Below are 18,647 nucleotides of genomic sequence, written 5' to 3'. Positions count from 1 at the left end.
CCGTTTTAAAGATGGTACCTAAAATTTAGCCCTCCTTTCTTAATAGACCGCTTGGTACATTTCATCTCAACGAAATCGAAGTGACCAGCGAAGGAGGTGGACATGACTCCGCGACTCTCGGCCTCTGCTCCTTTAGACCAAATCAGTGAATGGACGGCTCGGGTGCGTCAACGCACCGCGCTTTCCTTCGAAGTGATTCCGCCGCGCAACGACGCTGATGCGAGCAAGACATCTGAACTGCTTGCAGTGTTGCAGAGCTATCACCCTGATTACATTGCAGTAACCAGCTCGCAGCGCTCCGGATGGTTGCGTGGCACGGCCGCGTTCATTGAGCAGATTTCGCGCACTACCTCGATGCGTCCCCTGGCGCATCTTGCTTGCACTGCCGGTAGCCCGGAGGAACTTAGCGAGTGGGTCGATGTACTCGTCGATTCTGGCGTCCGCGGATTCCTCGCACTGCGCGGGGATCTTCCGGAAGACGGCATGCCCGTGGGCTACCTGCAGCATGCTGATGAGCTGATCCGTCTCATTCGGCGTCGGGAAGCAGCGCAAGCGGCACGTTTCGCCGCAGGCAACCTGGCCGTCGGCGTGGCGTGCTATCCCAATGGCCATGCGGAATCAGCCAATGCTGATGAGGACATCGATGTCTTGCTGGCCAAACAGCGCTTGGGCGCGAACTTCGCCATAACGCAGCTCTTCTTCGACCCAGAAGACTATGCGCGCTTCTATCAACGCGCCCGGCTCGCCGGCGTGCGCATCCCGCTTATCCCAGGAATCATGCCGATGACCAGCGTGGCCCGCCTTGAGCGAATGGCGGGGCTGTCCGGGCTCGACGTCCCGCCAAAAGTGCGGGCAGCGCTCGCGGCAGCGAAAACCCCAGAAGAAGAACAAGAAATCGGTATGGAGCTCACGGCCGAACTCGCGCGCGGCGTTCTGCGCGCGGGCGCGGAGGGCCTCCATATATATACGCATAACAACTCAGCCATCACCCACGACCTACTGAGCAGAATCGGAGTAAATCGATGAACGCACCATTTCCTCACACAACCATCGAAGGCTATCCGCGCGTCGGCGCGAACCGCGAGCTAAAGCGTGCACTTGAGGCCTTCTGGGCCGACAAGATCAATGAGGAGACCTTCGAATCGGCCACGCACTCGTTGCGTCTTGATACCTATGCCCGCCTGCACGACCTCGGCTTGAGCGAGGATTATGCCATCCCGGCGGACGTGGCCTATTACGATCACGTCCTCGAAACCGCGCTGACGGTGGGTGCAGTCGAGGGTGAAACCCTTGCCGATGAGTTCCGTCTAGCGCGCGGAAATGCACAGGCAGCACCACTGGAGATGACCAAGTGGTTTGACACCAACTATCACTACATCGTCCCAGAAATTGCTGACGAGCAGGAGTTTAAGGCGCGTCCGCAGCGCGTGTTGAAGCTGGTGGAGGAAGCCCGGCAAGCAGGCCACAAGGTGCGCCCAGTGCTGGTGGGGCCTGTGACGCTGCTTGCGCTGTCCAAGCCGGCGGAAGGTTCCCACACCCAGCCTCTCGAGCATCTGGGCAAGCTGGTGGATTCCTATATCGAGGTGCTTGGGTACCTGCATGCGGCGGGCGTGGAGTGGATTCAGCTCAACGAGCCAGCGCTGGTGGCTGATCTGCAGTCAGCAGATGACGCTACGCTTGCCGACGCCCTTATTCAGGCCTACGAACGCATCCTCGGCACTGCGAAACGCCCACAGATCTACTTGACCACGCCTTATGGCGCAGCCCGCAGGGGATTGGACGCGATTGCGAAGCTACGCCCGGAAGCAGTCCAGGTGGACTTGAGCGTGGGAACCCTGGCGCTGGAACCGGATTATTTGGAGCGCGTAGCGCAGTTGCCGGTGCACGTGAGCGCGGGCCTGGTTGATGGCCGCAATGTGTGGGCGGCGAACCTGCGCGATCTGCGTGCCAAGCTGGAGCAGCTTCCGGGCGCCTCGGTTACTACCTCGGTATCTTTGCAGCACGTTCCGCATACCGTCGCTGCCGAAACCACATTGCCAGTTGACGTCGCGACGTGGTTCTCCTTCGCTGATGAAAAGGTACGCGAGGTCGTGGCCCTTTTCGCCGGCCCGCTCGACGCCCCAGAGGCTTATGCCCAGGCCGATCGCGCGGTGCGTACCCGGGCGGAATCGGCGCGCACGCATAACCGGGACGTCGCCAAGCGCACGGCAGGGCTGCCGGAAGGGCAGGTCCAGCGTCAGCCGCTGTTTGCCGAGCGCGTCGAGGAGCAGAAGTCCCTGGGCCTGCCGCAGCTTCCGACCACCACGATCGGTTCCTTCCCACAGACCCAGGAGATTCGTGCCGCGCGCGCCGCGCACCGCAAGGGCGAGCTTTCCGACGCCGATTATGAAAAGGCGCTGCGCAAGGAGGTCGCGCAGGTCATCGACCTGCAAGAACGCCTAGGGCTGGACGTACTCGTGCACGGCGAGCCGGAGCGCAATGACATGGTGCAGTACTTCGCGGAGCTGCTCGACGGCTTCGTGGTCACCGAAAATGGCTGGGTGCAGTCTTATGGCTCGCGCTGTACTCGTCCGCCAATCGTTGTCGGTGACATCTCCCGCCCGCAGCCGATGACGGTGGAGTGGGCCAAGTACGCGCAGTCGCTTTCTGCAAAGCATGTCAAGGGAATGCTAACCGGCCCGGTGACCATCCTCGCGTGGTCCTTTACCCGCGATGACGTGCATCAATCAGTCTCCGCGGACCAGTTGGGCGTGGCGCTGGCTGACGAGGTGCGTGACCTCGAAGACGCCGGCATCAGCATCATCCAGATCGACGAGCCCGCACTGCGGGAGCTGCTGCCGCTGCGTCAAGAAGAACGCCAGGCTTACCTTGATTGGGCAGTACGTGCCTTCCGTTTGGTTGCCCTCGAGGCGCAACCGACCACCCAGATTCATACGCACCTGTGTTACTCCGAGTTCGGGCAGATCATTGATGCGGTGGCAGGCCTCGATGCCGATGTCACCTCCATCGAGGCGGCGCGCTCACGCATGGAGCTGCTGCAAGACATCGATGAGAAGTTCCACTCGGAGATCGGCCCTGGCATCTATGACATCCACTCGCCGCGCGTGCCTTCGGTGGCGGAGATGGCCGAGCTCATCCGGGCAGCACTACGCCACGTGCCGGCGGAGCGGCTGTGGATTAACCCAGACTGCGGTCTTAAGACCCGCGGCTATGCCGAGACGGAAGCGGCTTTGCGCAATCTCGTCTTGGCACGCGAGGAAGTGCTGGCCTCCGCGCTAGAACCCCAATTGGTCTAGGCCAGAAATATCGCCCGAGCCGTCGCGACGCAGGTGCACCGCTTGCAGCCCGGCGGCGCGGGCGCCCTCGACGTCGTTAGCCAGCGAGTCACCCACCATCAGCGTTTCCGCGGGAGTAGAACCCACCACCTGGCAGCCTGCCAGGTAGGCGGTGGCCTGCGGTTTGGGGATTCCCAGATCCACCGTGGCGATGAGACGCACCTCTGGCAGATCTAACTTGCCGGCCCGCAGCTTTGCCTCCTGCATCTCGCGGGCGCCGTTGGTGAGGACGCCAACGCGAAGACCTGCTTGCAGGGCTCGCTGCAGGGCGGGCAGGGCGTCGGCAAAAGCGCGCCAATTGCGCTGGTAGGCGGCAAGATAACCCGAATAGGCCTGCAATGCGTCGTGCTCCGAAAGGTCTTTTTCTAGAAACTCGCGGCAGCGGGCGATGCGCTGGCCATGATGGGTGACCTCGCCGCGCTCATAGGCGGCGAACCACTTGCGCTCGATGGCGGCAAAGCGTTCATGTTGGCCAGTGGGAAGCCCTAGCTCGCGGCACCATTCGTCGAGACCTTCGCGCATAGCGGAGGTATGGTCCATCAAAGTGTCATCGAGGTCGAAGAGCACGGCGCGAATCATGGACTTAAGCATAGTGATCGCTTAGGGCGTTATGTCATTTGCGGCGCGCGAGCCAGAAATTCCATACAATGGTCGGCATGACTCAGAAGACCGCAACTGCAACGATGCACACCAATCACGGTGATATCGTTATCGACCTGTTCGGTAACCATGCACCGGTAACCGTGGAGAACTTCATCGGCCTGGCAAAGGGCGAGAAGGACTACTCCACCCAGAACGCAAAGGGCGAGCAGTCCGGACCGTTCTACGATGGCGCAATTTTCCACCGCATCATTGATAACTTCATGATCCAGGGTGGCGATCCAACCGGCACCGGCCGTGGCGGCCCTGGCTACCAGTTCCAGGATGAGTTCCACCCAGAGCTGCAGTTCGACCGTCCATTCCTGCTGGCTATGGCAAATGCTGGCCCAGGCACCAACGGCTCCCAGTTCTTCATCACCGTGGCTGCGACCCCGCACCTGAACAACCACCACACCATCTTTGGTGAGGTCACCGACCCGGCATCCCAGGAAGTCGTGTCCAAGATCGCCAAGGTTGATACGGACCGCATGGACCGCCCACGTGAGGACGTCATCATCGAGTCCATCGAGATCGCCTAAGAGCTCTTAACAACTGAGCCCACCACCACTTATTAAAAGTGGCGGTGGGCTCATTGAAGTTTTTTGGGAAAATATGGAAAAGACATTGCGCAACTACCTAAAACAAGCGCCGGTCACCGCCGGGGTCATCGCCCTGTGCACGCTGGTTTGGACAGTTACCGCCATCCAGTCGCATTCGCTTACTGCGTCCTACTACGGCTCTTCGCTGGCCTATGACTGGACGCTGTGGGGCCCGGACTTTGAGGCTGCGCCGTTGACGGCGCTAAGTGCCGGGTTTATGCATATCGATCTCGGACACCTAGCGGTGAACATGTTTCTGCTTTTGCTCGTAGGCCGCGAAATCGAACAGGCCTTAGGCGGAGTGTTGTATGCCTGTGTATATCTGCTCTCTTTGCTGGGCGCCTCAGCGGCCGTGCTGGGGATGGATTATCAAACACCGACGGTGGGGGCCTCGGGAGCTATATATGCACTGCTGGCTTTGCTGGTAGGGCTCTACAACTCTCGCGGTATGGATCTGCGGGCACCCATTGTTCTTGTAGCGGCCAACGTGGCTTACACGTTTTTGATGTCCGGCGTATCCCTATGGGGTCATTTGGGCGGTTTGTTCACAGGCGTGATTCTCGCATTTTTTGTTTTTAACAGCCGTCGGGGAGTGCGATGGACGGGAATTTTCACGGTTTTCTTGGCTTTAAGTTTCTTTTTAGGCCTTCAAGCAGGGTTTTGGGGATAACTCCGGCGAGTTATTCACCAAAACGCTTGTGCGAAAGAATTCCACAGTAGTTATCCACAATGTGGATAACTACATTTTTGTAATTTCTCGAACGCATGGCCGGAGTTTTGCCTGATCACGCAGGCAAGAAGACTTACATTCTTGTAATTTAGCCCTTGTGGAAGTGGGTGAAAACAGTTATCCACAGGCTGTGGAAGAAAGCTGGGGAATTTGATTTTCACAGAGTTATCCCCAGCCTGTGGATAACTTTCCTCCCATCTTGTTGGCAACTCGGGAAGGGGGCAGAAGCGGGTGTGTACGAAAGGACAATTTTGGCTGCGCGCGGAGTCAAAAATAGCTGGGAAAATTCTGGAAAATGCAAGCTCAAGTGGCAATTATCCGAAAGTATCTGAGGTATTGAAGGATGCGATGGTGGCCGATTAGCGTCATGTGAGTAGTTCACAGCGCGTGGAGGGAGAGACCGCGCTGCTGTGAACCTCAAACTTCAAAAAATAGTGAATAAAAGGAAACGTAGCGATGCGCATTCCCCGCCTCCGTCTCAGCTACTACGTAGCAGCCGCCGCACTGTCTGCGGCAAGCCTCGTTGCCCCTGCTGCGGCACACGCAGAGATCCCCGCCATGCCACAGGGCTATCCGATTGAGAATCTCTACCAGGAGTGCAGCCCAACAGAAGCTACTGCAGCGGGCTATCCAGATTGGCACTTTGGTGAAACTGGCCGCCGTTACCTTTCGGATGGCACCATCCAGTTCACCAACACCACCAAGCAGACGGTTCCGTACACCGCCACCGTCGAATCCGGGACTAATCACGAGATCGAAGCAAACTCTGCCGCCAAGTGGCCTTCCAACTGGAACACCACCGCAAAGGCAGACATCGGTCTGACTCTGTCCAACGGCTGGATAGAGGGGGAAACCATCGGGCCGATCAAGCTTGCGCCTGGCGATTCCTTCCGCGTGGAATACGGCACCGTGGAAAAAGACTTCATTTCCATGTTTGTGGACTGCAAGGATGGCATCTATACCAATATCCAGGGTGCAAATGTCATCCGTGGTACCGCACCGGCCGAGCGTTATGCCTGGGCAACCGTAATCCACGCCGACGGTACCGTTGATGACCAAGCGCTTGAGATTCCTTCCCGCGCGCCGGGTGCGAACAGCAAGGTTGTTGACGGTGGCTACAATGCCGTCTCCGGCCCAAGCCTGGAGAAGATTGCCGATGAAAAGCAGGACTATGTGGTCAACCCTACGACCGACCTGCAGCGCGAGAATTGGCCGAGCGAAGGCGAAGAGTGCACCGCTGGCGATATGCAGTGGTACCCGAACACCATTGAGGGCGTAGCTCCTACTTTCCGAAAGCCGGGCTTTTCCCAGGACTTCATGAACTGGACTGAGGCTGATTACACCTATCGTGGCATCACCGACCACCTGGTGGGCGCGCAGTACAACGGCCAGATGAACTGGCTGGGCAATAAAGGCCGCCTGCCGGAGGGCTGGCTCGGCTCCATCGGTGCCGCACAGCGTGCCTACATGCCGGTGGGTACCGCGCTGGCGCCGCTCGACCTTAAGCCAGGTGAGCGCGCGCGCATCGAATACGGCACCACCATGATGCGCGTGAACTACAGCGAGCTGCACTGTGGCCGCGATGGTAAATACAGCCTCGTTCACGACTTCAAGCAGGCCTCCGCGCCGGCCGGATTCTGGGCGGAGGCCACCGTCACTGGCAAGGATGGCTCGACCCGCAAGGTTGACGTCACCCCAGATGAGTGGCGTGACCTACCAGTTGCGACCCAGACCGCTTATTAACACCACGACACCGCCTACCAACCCCACTTTCTTTCTCACTAAATAGGAGTACATCATGCGCTTTAACCGCACTCTCGCCCTGGCAGCATCCGCAATTGCTGCAACTTCCATCGCCGCTGCACCAGCAATGGCACTGCCTGCCGTTAACCACGGCGCTGCTAACCCGACCACCATCGGTGAAAAGTGCGTCAACCCGGGCGATACCGGCCAGACCGTTGAGATTGTCCGCACCTACTTTGATGGTTCCGCAGGCACCTGGACTGTCTCCAACTACAATGCTGAGCCGCTGCCATTGACCCGCGCCATCAAGGAGACCAAGACCAAGACCTGGAACGTTTCCGTAGGCGTTGACTTCGACATCCTGAAGCTGGTCAACATCAAGTTCAACGCTGGCTACACCGATTCCCAGACCTACGAGGTAGGCGAGACCGTCGGTCCGTACAACGTTGCACCTGGCAAGACCGCCGTCATGCGCGCGGGCTGGGTTGTCTCCGACTTTGAAGGTGAGAAGACCGTGTGCGGCCAGGACGGAACCTGGCAGGGCACCGGCGAGACCTTCACCGCGTCTCTGCCAGCAGAGCGCCACGTTGAGGTTTCTACTCGCGACAACATGAAGTTCAACTAGGGGAGGCAACTGTGCGCAAGTTTGCACGCATCGCCGCAGCATTGCTGGTGGCAGTAAGTGCGGCCACTCCGGCTGCGCAGGCTGTCGACGGCGCGGCTTCCTACCGCCTGCCGCAGCGCTGGAACGATGACTACAAGCCGGGCACGCACTGTGCAACACCGGGCGCACAGGGCACCTATGTCACGGCGGAGCGCATGTGGTTTAAGCAGACTGACGCTGCCAGCGTGGCTAATCGCAACGACTACACTGTTCCAGTTAGCCACACCGTGACTGATAAGCGTACGCAGACCACTGAGGTCAGCGTTTCGGTGAAGCCAATCGGCGACATTGAAAAGTACATGTCGAACGCATTTGGCTTTAACTTCGTCCACCAGATCCATTGGAGCCTCGGGCAAAAGATTGGCCCCTACGATTTGGAAGCTAATCAGCAAGGCAAGCTCGTGTGGGGCTTTATGATGCTCGACGCGGATTCGCAGGATGTGCGTTGTTCCGAGGATCAGCAGTGGGTAGAAAAGGGCGCGCCGTACTTTGTCAGCGCACCGTACTCACGCTATTCGGAGCTACGCATTGACGACGCCCCGGTGTATTAAGACGTGTTCTAGCCTCAGTGCCTAGCTACCTGCCCCGCCTAAAATCTTGGTTACAAGATTTAGGCGGGTGCTTGCGTTAAAGGTGACGATGAGGCTGGAGACGTGCTTTTTCACCGAAGATTCTGAGATTTCCAGCGCTGCTGCGATCTCGGAATTCGAATTGCCCTGTAGCAGCAGTTTGAGCACGTTGATCTCGTTAGTGCTGAGGTGATGCGTCTCGATGGCGGTGGCGACTGGGTCCTTACGGGGCGCATCCCCGATGTATCCCACCAGGCGGTGCATCGCTACGGGTGCAACGACGGTGCCGCCGTGGATGGCCTCGTGCACTGCATCGATGATGGATTGCGGTCTTTGGTTTTTCAGGATGTAGCCAGCGCCGCCCTCTTGCAGAATCTTGAGCATGGTGTCATCCGAATCAAAGGATGTCACCGCCAAGAAAACTGGCGGGTAGGGCCTTTCCTTGATTTTGCGCAGCAAAGTGATGCCGTCCATCGTGGGCATGTGAATATCTGCCAAGACGATGTCGGCATCAACGTTGTCCAGCATCGAGAGGCATTCTGCGCCGTTAGCTGCCTCAGCTACCACCGAGATGTCATCGGTGGTTTCGAAATAAAGCCGCAGTGACGAGCGGACCAGCGGGTCATCATCAACGAGAAAGACTCTAATGGACATCGAGGCTTAGTGGCTACGACCACACCACCAACGCTGCGGGCTGGTGGAGCAACGCAAAGCGTTTGCAAAGTCTTCCGCCTGAGAGGTGTAGTAGGTAAATCCGCCGGTGTAGGCGGTCTCGTTGGCGGTCTCAGTCTGAGTAGCAGACTCAGCGGCACTGGAAAAACCGAAGGAAGAAGCAGCGCTAGCAAATGGGGTGCTGGTAAGGCACAGTACGGCGCCGGCAGCGGCGGCAGCAGAACGAAGACGCATGTAGATACTCCTATTGGGGCGAGAAATAAAGACGATAGGCCTTAGCCTACTACAAGGTAAGTTTATCTGCGCACCATGTTGGAAATTGGGATATAAAGCGCACTTATCCACTTACCATTGTGGGGGCCGCTGCTGAAAGTGCCGTTTGCTGCAGCAACTCTTTTTTCGATTTCTGAAAGACCCAGTCTAGTCGTCATATGTTGATCTGCCTGGGCTTCAGCGATGAGTGAATGGACTTCTATATCGAGACCGCGGTAATTGCGTCGTAGTCGGATGGTGATTTCGGAACCTGCTTCGGCGTATTTGATCAAGTTGGCGCTAAGTTCTGAAAAGACCAGATGCAGATCGTTGGGCAAAGCCATGGAACGCGCCAATTTCCCGAGCTTTCCTTTCACAGTGCATTCGAAACCATGGCTTCTCAGGAAGCTCTGCATCTCTTCCAGTTCTTCTGCGATGGTCGAGCGTGCTTTCTTTAACGTTGGAAGGTCCTCGTTTTTCATAAGGCGCAGCAGATCGCGGACCTCACCCATTGCCTTGCGCGCGTCATCCGCGATGGCTGTGGAGTTCTCAGCCACCTTCGGGTTGGTTTCTAGAAGGCCGAGTGTTTCTGAGCGCATGACCACCGAGGTTAACGTCGTTGCCACGGAATCATGCAGCGTGGTCATCAGCGCGTGTCGGTATTCCTGGTTCCTCTGCTCAGCGGCGAGCCTGCGTTGGCGCGCCTTTTTTAGCCAAACGCCGAAAATGATACCCAGCAAATTGATCGCGGACACCAGAACAAAGCTAAAGAGGTCGAGCGAGGTGCAGATGCCCTGTGCAGGATCGATAATGGAAAGAAGTACCAGCACCAGTCCTGGGATAACGGCGTGAGTCCATGGGCGTCGGTAGGAAATTAGCCCAACGATGACTGCGCTCCATGCGACTAATAAGAACGAGCGCCATTCAGTATGCCATGTGCAAATACCAAAAAGCGCGCTATAAGCCGCAGCCGCCCACAGCGGGTGGTTCATACCGAGCGGGGTAAGTGCCACGCCGAGGGCCGCTAGCAACAGCGCGCCGGGGGTGAGGACAGAAGGATCGATGGCGACGGTCAGCATCACGGCGATGATGAAGCCGACGCCGGCGAAAAGGTAGAACCTCGTAGAGTTCATGGTCTGGGGATGAAGTTTAGCGCCAGCCCATCGTCATGAGCAGGCCGATGATGGCTAAGCCGAAACCGATGCCGTAATTCCATGGGCCCAGTTCCTGCATGAATGGGATGGACTCGCCGGCCAAGTAGTTGACCACGAGCCACAGCAGGCCGATGATCATCAGGCCCAGCATGATGGCGATGTACCACTTTGGCGTGCCCTCGGAATTGATCTTGACCGGAGTGCGGTTGGTCGCAGAGCTAGAGGACTGCGGAACGCCCGAGCTCTGGGTGATCTTTGACTTTGGCATTGCTAAACCTTCAACTTTTCTTTAGGCATTCTTTTTAACGGTTACTTTAGCAGGCGAAATTCGCCTGCTACTAGCGCGGGAGCAGCTCTGTGGCGGTGAACTCCCAGACGCGGAGCTCCACGGTTGCGTTCTTGCGAATGGCATCGCCCGCATTCACAGAAGCCCAGCCCACGCGGCCGTTATCCACCAGTGCACCGGTAGGAACAACGGGGCCGGTGCGCACGCTACCCTGCCAGCCGGCAGAGCGCAGCGCGGATTCAGCCTCAGAAGGCGTCTTGTGCAACAGGTTCGGTGCCGTGATGAGCATGCCATTGGAGACCTCAATCGTGACGGTCTCACCCTTGGCCAGCTTGCTGCCCTGGTTGCTTACGGACAAAACTCGATCCGCCGGCTCCTGAGAGTCCACGACGTTGACGTTTACCTCAAAGCCCACCGACTCCAGCATGCTGACAGCGCGGTCTTGTGGCATACCGGTTACGTCAGGGACCTTGGCCTCCTCCTTGCCCTTGGACACGGTGACCTTGACCTTTGAGCCCTTAGACAGCTGCGAGCCGCCGGCGGGATTCTGAGAAATGATCTGGCCGGCAGGAGCATCGTCGTTTTTCTCTTCGACCTGCTCGTTGAGGGAAAGCCCGGCGTCGCTAAGCGCCTTGCCCGCCTCTTCCAAGGTCATACCGGAGAGATCCGGCACATCGGTGATCTCGTCACCGGAGGAAACAGTCAACGTAATCGAGGAACCCTTCTGCAGCTCCGAACCCGGCGCAGGGTTCACGCGGATTGCCTGGCCACGCTTAATATCCGGGTTAGCTTCTTCGTTGACGGTAACCAGCAGGCCCATCTTCTCGAGTTCGGCGACGACCTCGTTGCGTGGGCGCTTTTCTACCTCGGGAACAACGACCATATTGGCGCGGGCGGTCGCCTCCTCTTGCTGCTGAGCAGCACGATCTTCCTCGCGCGAGGCATTCCAGAAGTCCCAAGCAAAGTAGCCCATGATGGCAACCAACAGGCCCGCCAAGAAAAGCGCGAGCCACTTCAAGCCATTGCCGCCCTCTTCTTCCTCTTCCGGGCGAGTGGATTGCACAGGAGCGCGATGTGCACCCACAACGGGAGAGACCATCGAAGTCGCTTGCTCTTCCTCGCTAACGTGGCCGCGCGCAGCTTCAGTGAGCTGGCCATTGGCCATGCGCTGCAGGTCTTCGCTCATCTCCCAGGCGGATTGGTACCGATCCGCCGGGTGCTTGGCCATGGCAGTCAGAATGACCGCATCGATGTTGAGGCGCTGGGTATTAGTCAGGTGCGTCGTGTCGATGTACTGCGAAGGCGGAACCGGCTCTTCTTGAACATGCTGGTACGCCACCGCGAACGGGGTCTCGCCCTCGAAAGGGGTGCGGCCGGTGACGGCCTCGTACATCACGCAGCCCAATGCGTAGACATCGGAGCGTGCATCCGCTGGGTTGCCACGGGCCTGCTCAGGAGACAGGTACTGAGCGGTGCCGATGACCGCAGAGGTTTGTGTCATGGCGGAGGTGGAATCATCGAGCGCACGCGCGATGCCGAAGTCCATCACCTTCACTTGGCCGGTGTTGGTGAGCATGATGTTGGCGGGCTTGATGTCGCGGTGGATGATGCCGGCTTCGTGGGAAGCCTGCAGCGCATTCGCCACGGGTGCCAGCAGCTGCGCTGCCTCCTGGGCTGGAAGTGGGCCGTCTTCGCGGACGATATCGCGCAGAGTGCGGCCGTTGACCAGCTCCATCACGATGTAGGGGATCGTAATGCCATCGACGGTCTTTTCACCGGTATCGAAAACGGAGACGATGTTGGGATGATTCAGTTTGCCGGAGTTTTGAGCCTCGCGGCGGAAGCGCTCACGGAAATTAATGTCACGCGCCATTTCGGGGCGCAGCATCTTGACAGCAACCGCGCGCCCCAGAACCGTGTCTTCGGCGTCATAAACCTCAGACATGCCGCCAGATCCGATGACCTGGCGAAGGTGGTAGCGGTCATTGACCATGTTCTAGGCACCATCCTGGGGTAGTAGATTTTCTTGGGGGTTATCAGGCAGCGAGTCTACTGCGGTTGGAGACGTTGGCGTTTCATTGACTTCGGTCTCCTGCGGGACAGTAGTAGGGATTTCCTGCTGCCTGGGGGTATGAACCGGCTGGGTCTGGGTGGTTTTCTCCTGCGTAGGTGTCTCCTCCTCAACCGAGTGCGTGGTGGTGACAGTGACCTGCTCAGGGGTATCTTCCGTGGTTTCTTCGGGGGTAACGACCTCGGTTGTTACGGGATCGCGGTACTCCGTAACCACGATGGATTCCGGCGGAGTGGTGGGCTCCGTGGACTCGCCTGCGCCTTTGAAGAAGTTTGCCGCGAAGAATCCCAATGCTGCCAAGGCGGCCAATGCGGCAGCAATAAGAAGGCCTACACCAAATCCAGAGCTCTTCTTTTTCTCCTTTGGCACGGGGTGTGGGGTGTCCTTGACTGGGGCGCGCTCCGGGGTGGCGGTTTTGGGGTTGGCCACGCTGGCGAGCATCTCCGTGGATGCGGAAGGGGAAGGCTCGGCCGCCATTGGTGCCAATGCCCCCGACTTAGGCTGTGGCGGGCGTTGGCCGTTGCGCACTGCGGCGACGGCGTTGGTGAACTCGTTGCCGTCCGCAAAACGGGTGGTGGGATCCTTGCGCAGAGAAATCCCGATGAGCTCACGAGCAGGGGCGCTAATCGACGTCGAGAGTGGCTCCGGCGCCTGGCTGATGTGCGCGAGCGCGACGGACACCGAGGAATCGCCGCTAAACGGGCGCTTGCCGGCGAGCATCTCGTAGCCCACGACGCCCAAGGAATAGACATCGGAAGCCGGCGTGACATCGAGACCCTGTGCCTGCTCTGGGGAGACATACTGCGCAGTGCCGACCACCATGCCGGTGCGCGTGAGAGGAACCGCAGCTGCTGCCTTGGCGATGCCAAAGTCGGTGATCTTGACCCGCCCGTTCTGGGTGATCATCAGGTTGCCGGGCTTGATATCGCGGTGCACCAAACCCATGCGGTGGATCACGGCGAGGCCATGCGCTGCCTGCTCCATGACATCGAGCGCGAGGGTCTCCGGCAGGGCGCCCTCGCGGGCTAGAAGATCGGCGAGGGACTCGCCGCGGACGTACTCGAGCGCCATGAAGCAGAAGGTACGGCCGTTGTCCTCGAGCTCGCGGTAGTCATAGGTGGCCACCACGTTTTCAGAGGTAATCGACTCTGCCGACTGAGCCTCGTTGCGGAAACGGCTGAGGAACTCGGTGTTGTCGGAAAACTCAGGGCGCAGTACCTTGATTGCTACCTCGCGGTCACCGCGGACGTCGTCAGCCAGCCACACCGTGGACATGCCGCCGTGGCCGATGATCCACTGCAGCTGGTAGTCATCGCCGATGAGGGCTTGGAGATGCTCTTTATTATCTGAGTTGCTCACTTTTACTGTCCTCCATATGCGCGCAGGATGGCGCGTCCGATAGGGGCAGAAACCTGGCCGCCGGTGGCAGACTCGCCGAGATTGCCACCGTCTTTGACCACGACGGCGACGGCAATGTCGCGGTCCGGATCGAACGCGACGTACCACACGTGTGGAGCCAGGCCATCGCCGTGCTCTGCGGTGCCGGTCTTGGAAGCAAAGGAGTTGCCATCGTAGCCGAAGGTCGAGTGCTCCGAGCCGTACATCAATTCCTTGATCGTGTTCGCAACATCCTCCGTTACCGCTTGCTCGGCTTGGCGGGGTTTGGTCGCGCGGATCTCATTCATCTGCGCATCAGTGATGCGGTTGATGAGGTAGGGCTCCATGCGCTTGCCCTTGTTGGCAACGGTGCCAGCCATAATGGCCGCCTGCAGTGCAGACATGGTCACGTCTCGCTGACCGATGGCGGACTGGGCAACCTGCGCGCCGTCGGCAAGCTCGCCCAAATTGCCGGCAGCACTGTTGACCCCGAGATCATATTTTTCGCCCACGCCGAAAGCCTCGGCGTACTTGCGCAACTCATCAGCGCCGATGGATTCAGACATCTCCACAAAGGCGGTGTTGCAGGAAAGGGCGAAGGCAGTCTGCAAGGTAACGGACTGGGAGCCGCCACACATCTGGTTTCCGTAGTTGGTCAGCTCCGTCACGGAATCCGGCAGCACGATGGAATTAGCACCCGTCAGCGAGGAGCCGGGGTTGAAACCATTGTTGAGGCCGGCGGCCGTGGTGATGATCTTGAAGATGGAACCAGGAGGCAGGGTTTCCTGCGTGGCGTGGTTGAGCAGCGGGGTGCCCTTCTGCTCTTGCAGCGCGCTCCAGGTCTCGTCGGCGTTTTCACCGAGGAGATCATTGGTGTTGTAGCTCGGCGAGGAAGCCATGGCCAGGATCTTGCCAGAGGAAGGCTGGATGGCCACCGCCGCGCCGTTGTAACCCGGGCCAACCAGCTGATCATAGGCGGCCTGCTGCAGCGCAGGATCGATGGTGACCTCGACGTTGGCACCTACCTTTTCCTTGCCGGAAATGGTGTCAAGCCAGTTCTGGGTGAGGAGGGAATCGTCGGTGCCGTTGAGGATCTCATTCTGGGAAGCCTCCAACTGGGAAGCACCGAACTGGGTGGAAAGGTAGCCGGTGATGTTGGAAAAGGCCGGCGAGTCGGTGGGGTAGGAACGCGAGTACTTGCCCTCGGAATCCTCGGTGGACTTAGCCAGCACCGTATCGCCGGCGAAGATCTGGCCACGCGGGGTGGTCTGCATGGCGTAGAAACCGCGCATGTTCTTCGGGTTATGTGCGTACTTGTCCTCTGAAAATGCCTGCACCACGGTGAGGTTTACGAGCAACACTGCGGTCAAGAGGATGGCAAAGAGAGAGACGAGGCGGATCGACTTATTCATCGGGTTGCCTCCTGTACGGCGGGGAACATGGAAGTATCGGTAGGCGCATTGCTGCTGGTCTCACGCGCTGGGCGACGAGCCGCGTTAGAGATGCGCAGCAGGATTGCCAGAAGCATGTAGTTAGCCATCAGCGAGGAACCGCCAGCCGACATAAATGGGGTGGTCAGGCCGGTCATCGGCAGCATGGCGGAAATACCGCCAGTGACCACGAAGACCTGGACTGCCAGGGTCAGCGACAAACCGGATGCAACCAGCTTGCCGTAGGAATCACGGGACTTCAGCGCGGTATTGAAACCGCGAGAAGCCAGCATGCCAAACATGACCAGCACGGCGGCTAGGCCAATGAGGCCGAACTCCTCACCGATGCCGGCGAGGATGAAGTCGGAGTGCGCCACTGGGACGATCTCTGGGTGGCCTTGGCCCAAGCCGGTTCCGGAGATGCCGCCGGAGGACATGCCGAACAGTGCCTGGGAAAGCTGGTAACCGCCGTTGTCGTAGTTGCCCAGCGGGTCCAGGAAGTTGGAAAAGCGCGTTTGAATCTTCGAAGAGATCTGGTAGATGCCAAAACCACCAACGCCTACCAAGAGCAGGCCAATGAGCAGCCAGCTGACACGGCCAGTTGCCATAAACAGCATGCCGAGGACGGTGCTGAACAGCAGCAGCGCCGGGCCGAAGTCATTGGAGATGCCCATGATCACGATGGCGATTCCCCAAATCACCAGAATCGGCGCGAGGTCACGCAGACGCGGCAGGGAAAGGCCCAAGAAGCGGTAACCGGCAACGGTGAACAGTGAGCGCTTTTGGGTAAGCAACATGGCGAAGAACAAGATGAGCATGATCTTCGAGAACTCGCCAGGCTGGATAGAAAATGGACCCAGCCACAGCCAAATACGCGCCTCGACTCCCGGCGGCTGCGGCCACACCAGCGGCAGCGCCAGCAGGATGAGGCCGGCTGCGCCCAGGATGTAGGAGTAGCGGGTAAGGGAGCGGTGATCCCGCAATACAACCAGCACCAGCACGAAGAGGATAAGGCCGACGATCGTCCACATCACTTGCCGCCGCGCCAGGACACCATCATTGACGAGGTCGAGGCGCGCCAGCATGACCAGGCCGGTGCCGTTGAGCAGAGACACAATCGGCAGCATGAGCTGATCCGAATGCGGTGCCAAAAAGCACAGCACCAGGTGGGCGACGGTGAAGACGCCGATGAATCCACCGATGAGGTAGAGGACGTCCATGGTCAAGATGTTGCCCTGGGAAAGTTCCAGGCTGACGGTGGTGATGGCAAAGACCACGGCCGCCAGAATCAGCAGCCCGAGCTCAGTGCCGCGGGAAAAGATCTTCTTCACTTAGCTCACCTCCCGGCACGTGATTCCTGGTTTAGCGGTTTTCTTCTCTAGCTTCTCGTCCGTCTTCTTGCTCGGCGTGCTGATGCACGGCTTGAGTGCCTTGGAGGACAGGCTCGAAAGCTGGGTTTGTACCTCGGCATAGGAACCCGAAGGCAGGTTATCTACGGCCGCGCGCTCGGAATCTGGCAGGTCAGTGACCTTGAACGGGGCGAAATCCCCCTCACACGGAGTGGATCCGAGACGCAGCGTGTTTGCTTTATCGACGCACGCATTTTGGTATTTGTGGTGCAAAGAACGCCCAAAGACTGAGAAATCTACGCCTTGCTCGATGCTGAGTGCCCCTTCTTCGTCGGTGGCGACGTAGAAGTTGTTAGAAATCTCGTTCTTGGTCCAGAATCCGCCGCCGATGACGAGCGCGAGCACCACTACGAGGGCGCCGATTACCTTCCAACCAACTTTCTTCTTTGGACTGTGAGGTTCCTCGGTGTCGTCTTCCTCTTCTTGGGGCGCAGGCGACGCCTCCCGTGGCCTTGTTAGCGCAGCCGCGCGGCTGGCGGAGGAATCCGGGTGTGTCGGCTCAGGTACGACGCCTGCGATGGCGCCGACCTTGACCGGCGAGCTATCGCCTTTGCCCTCGACTACCTCGGCCAAGACGATGGTGACGTTGTCTGGGCCGCCGGAACGCAGGGCGAGATCGCGGAGGGTAACCGCGGCGTCGTCAAGCGTGCCTTGCGAAAGTGCCAGTTCGATGGTGGCTGCCGTAACCGGATCCGAAAGACCATCGGAGCACAGCAGCAGGCGGTCTCCGACCTTGGCATCCAACATAAACAAGGTGGGATCCACCGGGCGGCCGGTATAGGCCTTAAGAATCAGCGACTTCTGCGGATGGGAGGAAACGTCCTCGGGGTCGAGGCGACCCTCATCCACCAGAGACTGCACATACGTGTCATCGCGCGTTACCTGGGTCAGCTTGCCGTTGCGCAGGCGATAGCCGCGGGAGTCACCTACGTGGCATACGCCGAACTCGGTGCCGTTGAACATCATCGCGGTAAGCGTGGTGCCCATGCCCTCGGTCTCTGGATGCTGCTCGACGTGTGCGGAAATGGACGCGTTTGCATCTTCTGCCGCGGCGCCCAGCAGCGCGAGCATGTCATTGTCTTCGGGGTCTTGGTCGAGGTGCTCCAAGTGCTCAACCATGAGCTGGGAGGCCACCTCGCCGGCGGCGTGGCCGCCCATTCCGTCTGCCAATAACAAAAGATGGGGACCAGCGTGGGCGCTGTCCTCGTTGTTTTGGCGTACTAGACCGCGATCTGTGATCGCGGTGAATTTAAGGCTTAAAGTCATGCCATCAACCTCACGGTCGTGCGGCCAAGTTTGATGTCGGTGCCAACGCCAACTCGCTCCGGCTGATCGATGCGAACGCCACCCACGAAGGTGCCGTTGCGGGATTCCAGGTCTTCCACAAACCACTCGCTGCCGCGGCGGAACAGGCGCGCGTGATGACCGGAAGAAAAGTCATCGCCGGTGACAAAGTCACAGTCCTGCGCACGGCCCATGGTGCACTCTTCGAGCGTGCCGAGCTGCATGTGGGAGCCACGCAGGGGCCCGTCCACGATGTTGATCTGCTTGGGCGCTTCGCGACGCCGCGGAGTGGCCTTCGCCTGCGCCGAAGGCTGGTAGACGCCGGCAGCCTTATTGGCGTCCCGGCGCATTGCGTTCAAGGCCACCAGGATGAAAAGCCACAACAGTGCCAGAAGGCCGATGCGAAGAGCTAGCAAAACGACTGAATCCATGG

The 18,647-nt window shown here is 59.1% G+C and carries 18 protein-coding genes; 7 read left to right on the top strand and 11 right to left on the bottom strand.

Annotated elements, in window-relative coordinates:
- Window positions 1-102: 102 nt before the first annotated feature.
- Together WM42_RS06795 and metE are read left to right on the top strand one after the other, a co-directional pair.
- Window positions 103-1,026 carry a methylenetetrahydrofolate reductase gene (locus tag WM42_RS06795; RefSeq protein ID WP_062036467.1) on the top strand — a complete coding sequence of 308 codons (924 nt, stop codon included), beginning with the start codon at window positions 103-105 and terminating at the stop codon, window positions 1,024-1,026.
- On the top strand, window positions 1,023-3,296 hold the full coding sequence (metE, locus tag WM42_RS06790) for a 5-methyltetrahydropteroyltriglutamate--homocysteine S-methyltransferase (protein ID WP_062036465.1): 2,274 nt from the start codon (window positions 1,023-1,025) through the stop codon (window positions 3,294-3,296). The genes WM42_RS06795 and metE overlap by 4 nt, the downstream gene beginning before the upstream one ends.
- Here the strand turns inward: metE and WM42_RS06785 are convergent.
- The gene (locus WM42_RS06785) at window positions 3,276-3,914 is read right to left on the bottom strand and encodes an HAD family hydrolase (protein WP_061925731.1); all 639 of its coding nucleotides are present in this window, start codon (window positions 3,912-3,914) and stop codon (window positions 3,276-3,278) included. The two genes, metE and WM42_RS06785, sit on opposite strands and share 21 nt — an antisense overlap.
- Before the next feature lie 68 nt (window positions 3,915-3,982).
- Here WM42_RS06785 and WM42_RS06780 point away from each other — a divergent pair, with 68 nt between their 5' ends.
- From WM42_RS06780 to WM42_RS06760, 5 genes are all read left to right on the top strand, one after another.
- Window positions 3,983-4,513, top strand: a complete 531-nt coding sequence (locus WM42_RS06780) for a peptidylprolyl isomerase (protein ID WP_082787645.1) — start codon at window positions 3,983-3,985, stop codon at window positions 4,511-4,513.
- Between the two features lie 73 nt (window positions 4,514-4,586).
- The gene (locus WM42_RS06775; protein ID WP_201057343.1) at window positions 4,587-5,243 is read left to right on the top strand and encodes a rhomboid family intramembrane serine protease; all 657 of its coding nucleotides are present in this window, start codon (window positions 4,587-4,589) and stop codon (window positions 5,241-5,243) included.
- Window positions 5,244-5,759: 516 nt separating this feature from the next.
- A complete protein-coding gene (locus WM42_RS06770; protein WP_062036463.1) occupies window positions 5,760-7,046 on the top strand; it encodes a hypothetical protein in 1,287 nt (428 codons plus the stop codon).
- A 55-nt stretch (window positions 7,047-7,101) separates the two neighbouring features.
- Window positions 7,102-7,671, top strand: coding sequence for a hypothetical protein (locus tag WM42_RS06765; protein WP_062036461.1), 570 nt, complete (start codon window positions 7,102-7,104; stop codon window positions 7,669-7,671).
- A gap of 11 nt (window positions 7,672-7,682) precedes the next feature.
- The gene (locus WM42_RS06760) at window positions 7,683-8,261 is read left to right on the top strand and encodes a hypothetical protein (protein ID WP_046646009.1); all 579 of its coding nucleotides are present in this window, start codon (window positions 7,683-7,685) and stop codon (window positions 8,259-8,261) included.
- A 21-nt stretch (window positions 8,262-8,282) separates the two neighbouring features.
- Here the strand turns inward: WM42_RS06760 and WM42_RS06755 are convergent, their stop codons facing one another.
- The 10 genes from WM42_RS06755 to WM42_RS06710 form a co-directional block, all read right to left on the bottom strand.
- Window positions 8,283-8,933, bottom strand: a complete 651-nt coding sequence (locus WM42_RS06755; RefSeq protein WP_062036459.1) for a response regulator — start codon at window positions 8,931-8,933, stop codon at window positions 8,283-8,285.
- A 6-nt stretch (window positions 8,934-8,939) separates the two neighbouring features.
- Window positions 8,940-9,185: a hypothetical protein gene (locus tag WM42_RS06750; RefSeq protein WP_062036457.1), complete on the bottom strand. Its 246-nt coding sequence runs from the start codon at window positions 9,183-9,185 to the stop codon at window positions 8,940-8,942.
- Between the two features lie 62 nt (window positions 9,186-9,247).
- Window positions 9,248-10,282 carry a sensor histidine kinase gene (locus WM42_RS06745; protein WP_158510266.1) on the bottom strand — a complete coding sequence of 345 codons (1,035 nt, stop codon included), beginning with the start codon at window positions 10,280-10,282 and terminating at the stop codon, window positions 9,248-9,250.
- Between the two features lie 70 nt (window positions 10,283-10,352).
- Window positions 10,353-10,625, bottom strand: a complete 273-nt coding sequence (gene crgA / locus WM42_RS06740) for a cell division protein CrgA (RefSeq protein ID WP_062036453.1) — start codon at window positions 10,623-10,625, stop codon at window positions 10,353-10,355.
- 70 nt (window positions 10,626-10,695) lie between these two features.
- Window positions 10,696-12,636, bottom strand: a complete 1,941-nt coding sequence (gene pknB / locus WM42_RS06735; RefSeq protein ID WP_062036451.1) for a Stk1 family PASTA domain-containing Ser/Thr kinase — start codon at window positions 12,634-12,636, stop codon at window positions 10,696-10,698.
- Between the two features lie 3 nt (window positions 12,637-12,639).
- Window positions 12,640-14,073 carry a serine/threonine-protein kinase gene (locus tag WM42_RS06730; RefSeq protein WP_062036449.1) on the bottom strand — a complete coding sequence of 478 codons (1,434 nt, stop codon included), beginning with the start codon at window positions 14,071-14,073 and terminating at the stop codon, window positions 12,640-12,642.
- A 2-nt stretch (window positions 14,074-14,075) separates the two neighbouring features.
- Window positions 14,076-15,503, bottom strand: a complete 1,428-nt coding sequence (locus tag WM42_RS06725; protein WP_062036447.1) for a penicillin-binding transpeptidase domain-containing protein — start codon at window positions 15,501-15,503, stop codon at window positions 14,076-14,078.
- Entirely contained in the window at window positions 15,500-16,852 is a 1,353-nt protein-coding gene (locus tag WM42_RS06720; protein ID WP_062036445.1) for an FtsW/RodA/SpoVE family cell cycle protein, read from the bottom strand. The genes WM42_RS06725 and WM42_RS06720 overlap by 4 nt, the downstream gene beginning before the upstream one ends.
- Window positions 16,853-18,196: a PP2C family protein-serine/threonine phosphatase gene (locus WM42_RS06715; protein WP_062036443.1), complete on the bottom strand. Its 1,344-nt coding sequence runs from the start codon at window positions 18,194-18,196 to the stop codon at window positions 16,853-16,855.
- Complete coding sequence (locus WM42_RS06710) at window positions 18,193-18,645, bottom strand: FHA domain-containing protein FhaB/FipA (RefSeq protein ID WP_062036441.1); 453 nt, start codon at window positions 18,643-18,645, stop codon at window positions 18,193-18,195. The genes WM42_RS06715 and WM42_RS06710 overlap by 4 nt, the downstream gene beginning before the upstream one ends.
- Window positions 18,646-18,647 lie beyond the last annotated feature (2 nt).

The sequence above is a fragment of the Corynebacterium simulans genome (assembly GCF_001586215.1).
Classification (GTDB): Bacteria; Actinomycetota; Actinomycetes; order Mycobacteriales; family Mycobacteriaceae; genus Corynebacterium; species Corynebacterium simulans.
The sequence above is the reverse complement of the archived record's forward strand: the minus strand, read 5'-3'. Positions and strand labels throughout refer to the sequence as shown.

Excerpts from the sequence above, each read along its gene's own strand:
- metE (WP_062036465.1), top strand. The coding sequence starts at position 1,023 with ATGAACGCACCATTTCCTCACACAACCATCGAAGGCTATCCGCGCGTC.
- WM42_RS06755 (WP_062036459.1), bottom strand. The coding sequence starts at position 8,933 with ATGTCCATTAGAGTCTTTCTCGTTGATGATGACCCGCTGGTCCGCTCG.
- WM42_RS06715 (WP_062036443.1), bottom strand. The coding sequence starts at position 18,196 with ATGACTTTAAGCCTTAAATTCACCGCGATCACAGATCGCGGTCTAGTA.
- WM42_RS06745 (WP_158510266.1), bottom strand. The coding sequence starts at position 10,282 with ATGCTGACCGTCGCCATCGATCCTTCTGTCCTCACCCCCGGCGCGCTG.
- pknB (WP_062036451.1), bottom strand. The coding sequence starts at position 12,636 with ATGGTCAATGACCGCTACCACCTTCGCCAGGTCATCGGATCTGGCGGC.
- WM42_RS06775 (WP_201057343.1), top strand. The coding sequence starts at position 4,587 with ATGGAAAAGACATTGCGCAACTACCTAAAACAAGCGCCGGTCACCGCC.
- WM42_RS06785 (WP_061925731.1), bottom strand. The coding sequence starts at position 3,914 with ATGATTCGCGCCGTGCTCTTCGACCTCGATGACACTTTGATGGACCAT.
- WM42_RS06780 (WP_082787645.1), top strand. The coding sequence starts at position 3,983 with ATGGTCGGCATGACTCAGAAGACCGCAACTGCAACGATGCACACCAAT.
- WM42_RS06725 (WP_062036447.1), bottom strand. The coding sequence starts at position 15,503 with ATGAATAAGTCGATCCGCCTCGTCTCTCTCTTTGCCATCCTCTTGACC.
- WM42_RS06750 (WP_062036457.1), bottom strand. The coding sequence starts at position 9,185 with ATGCGTCTTCGTTCTGCTGCCGCCGCTGCCGGCGCCGTACTGTGCCTT.
- WM42_RS06710 (WP_062036441.1), bottom strand. The coding sequence starts at position 18,645 with ATGGATTCAGTCGTTTTGCTAGCTCTTCGCATCGGCCTTCTGGCACTG.
- WM42_RS06765 (WP_062036461.1), top strand. The coding sequence starts at position 7,102 with ATGCGCTTTAACCGCACTCTCGCCCTGGCAGCATCCGCAATTGCTGCA.
- crgA (WP_062036453.1), bottom strand. The coding sequence starts at position 10,625 with ATGCCAAAGTCAAAGATCACCCAGAGCTCGGGCGTTCCGCAGTCCTCT.
- WM42_RS06770 (WP_062036463.1), top strand. The coding sequence starts at position 5,760 with ATGCGCATTCCCCGCCTCCGTCTCAGCTACTACGTAGCAGCCGCCGCA.
- WM42_RS06795 (WP_062036467.1), top strand. The coding sequence starts at position 103 with ATGACTCCGCGACTCTCGGCCTCTGCTCCTTTAGACCAAATCAGTGAA.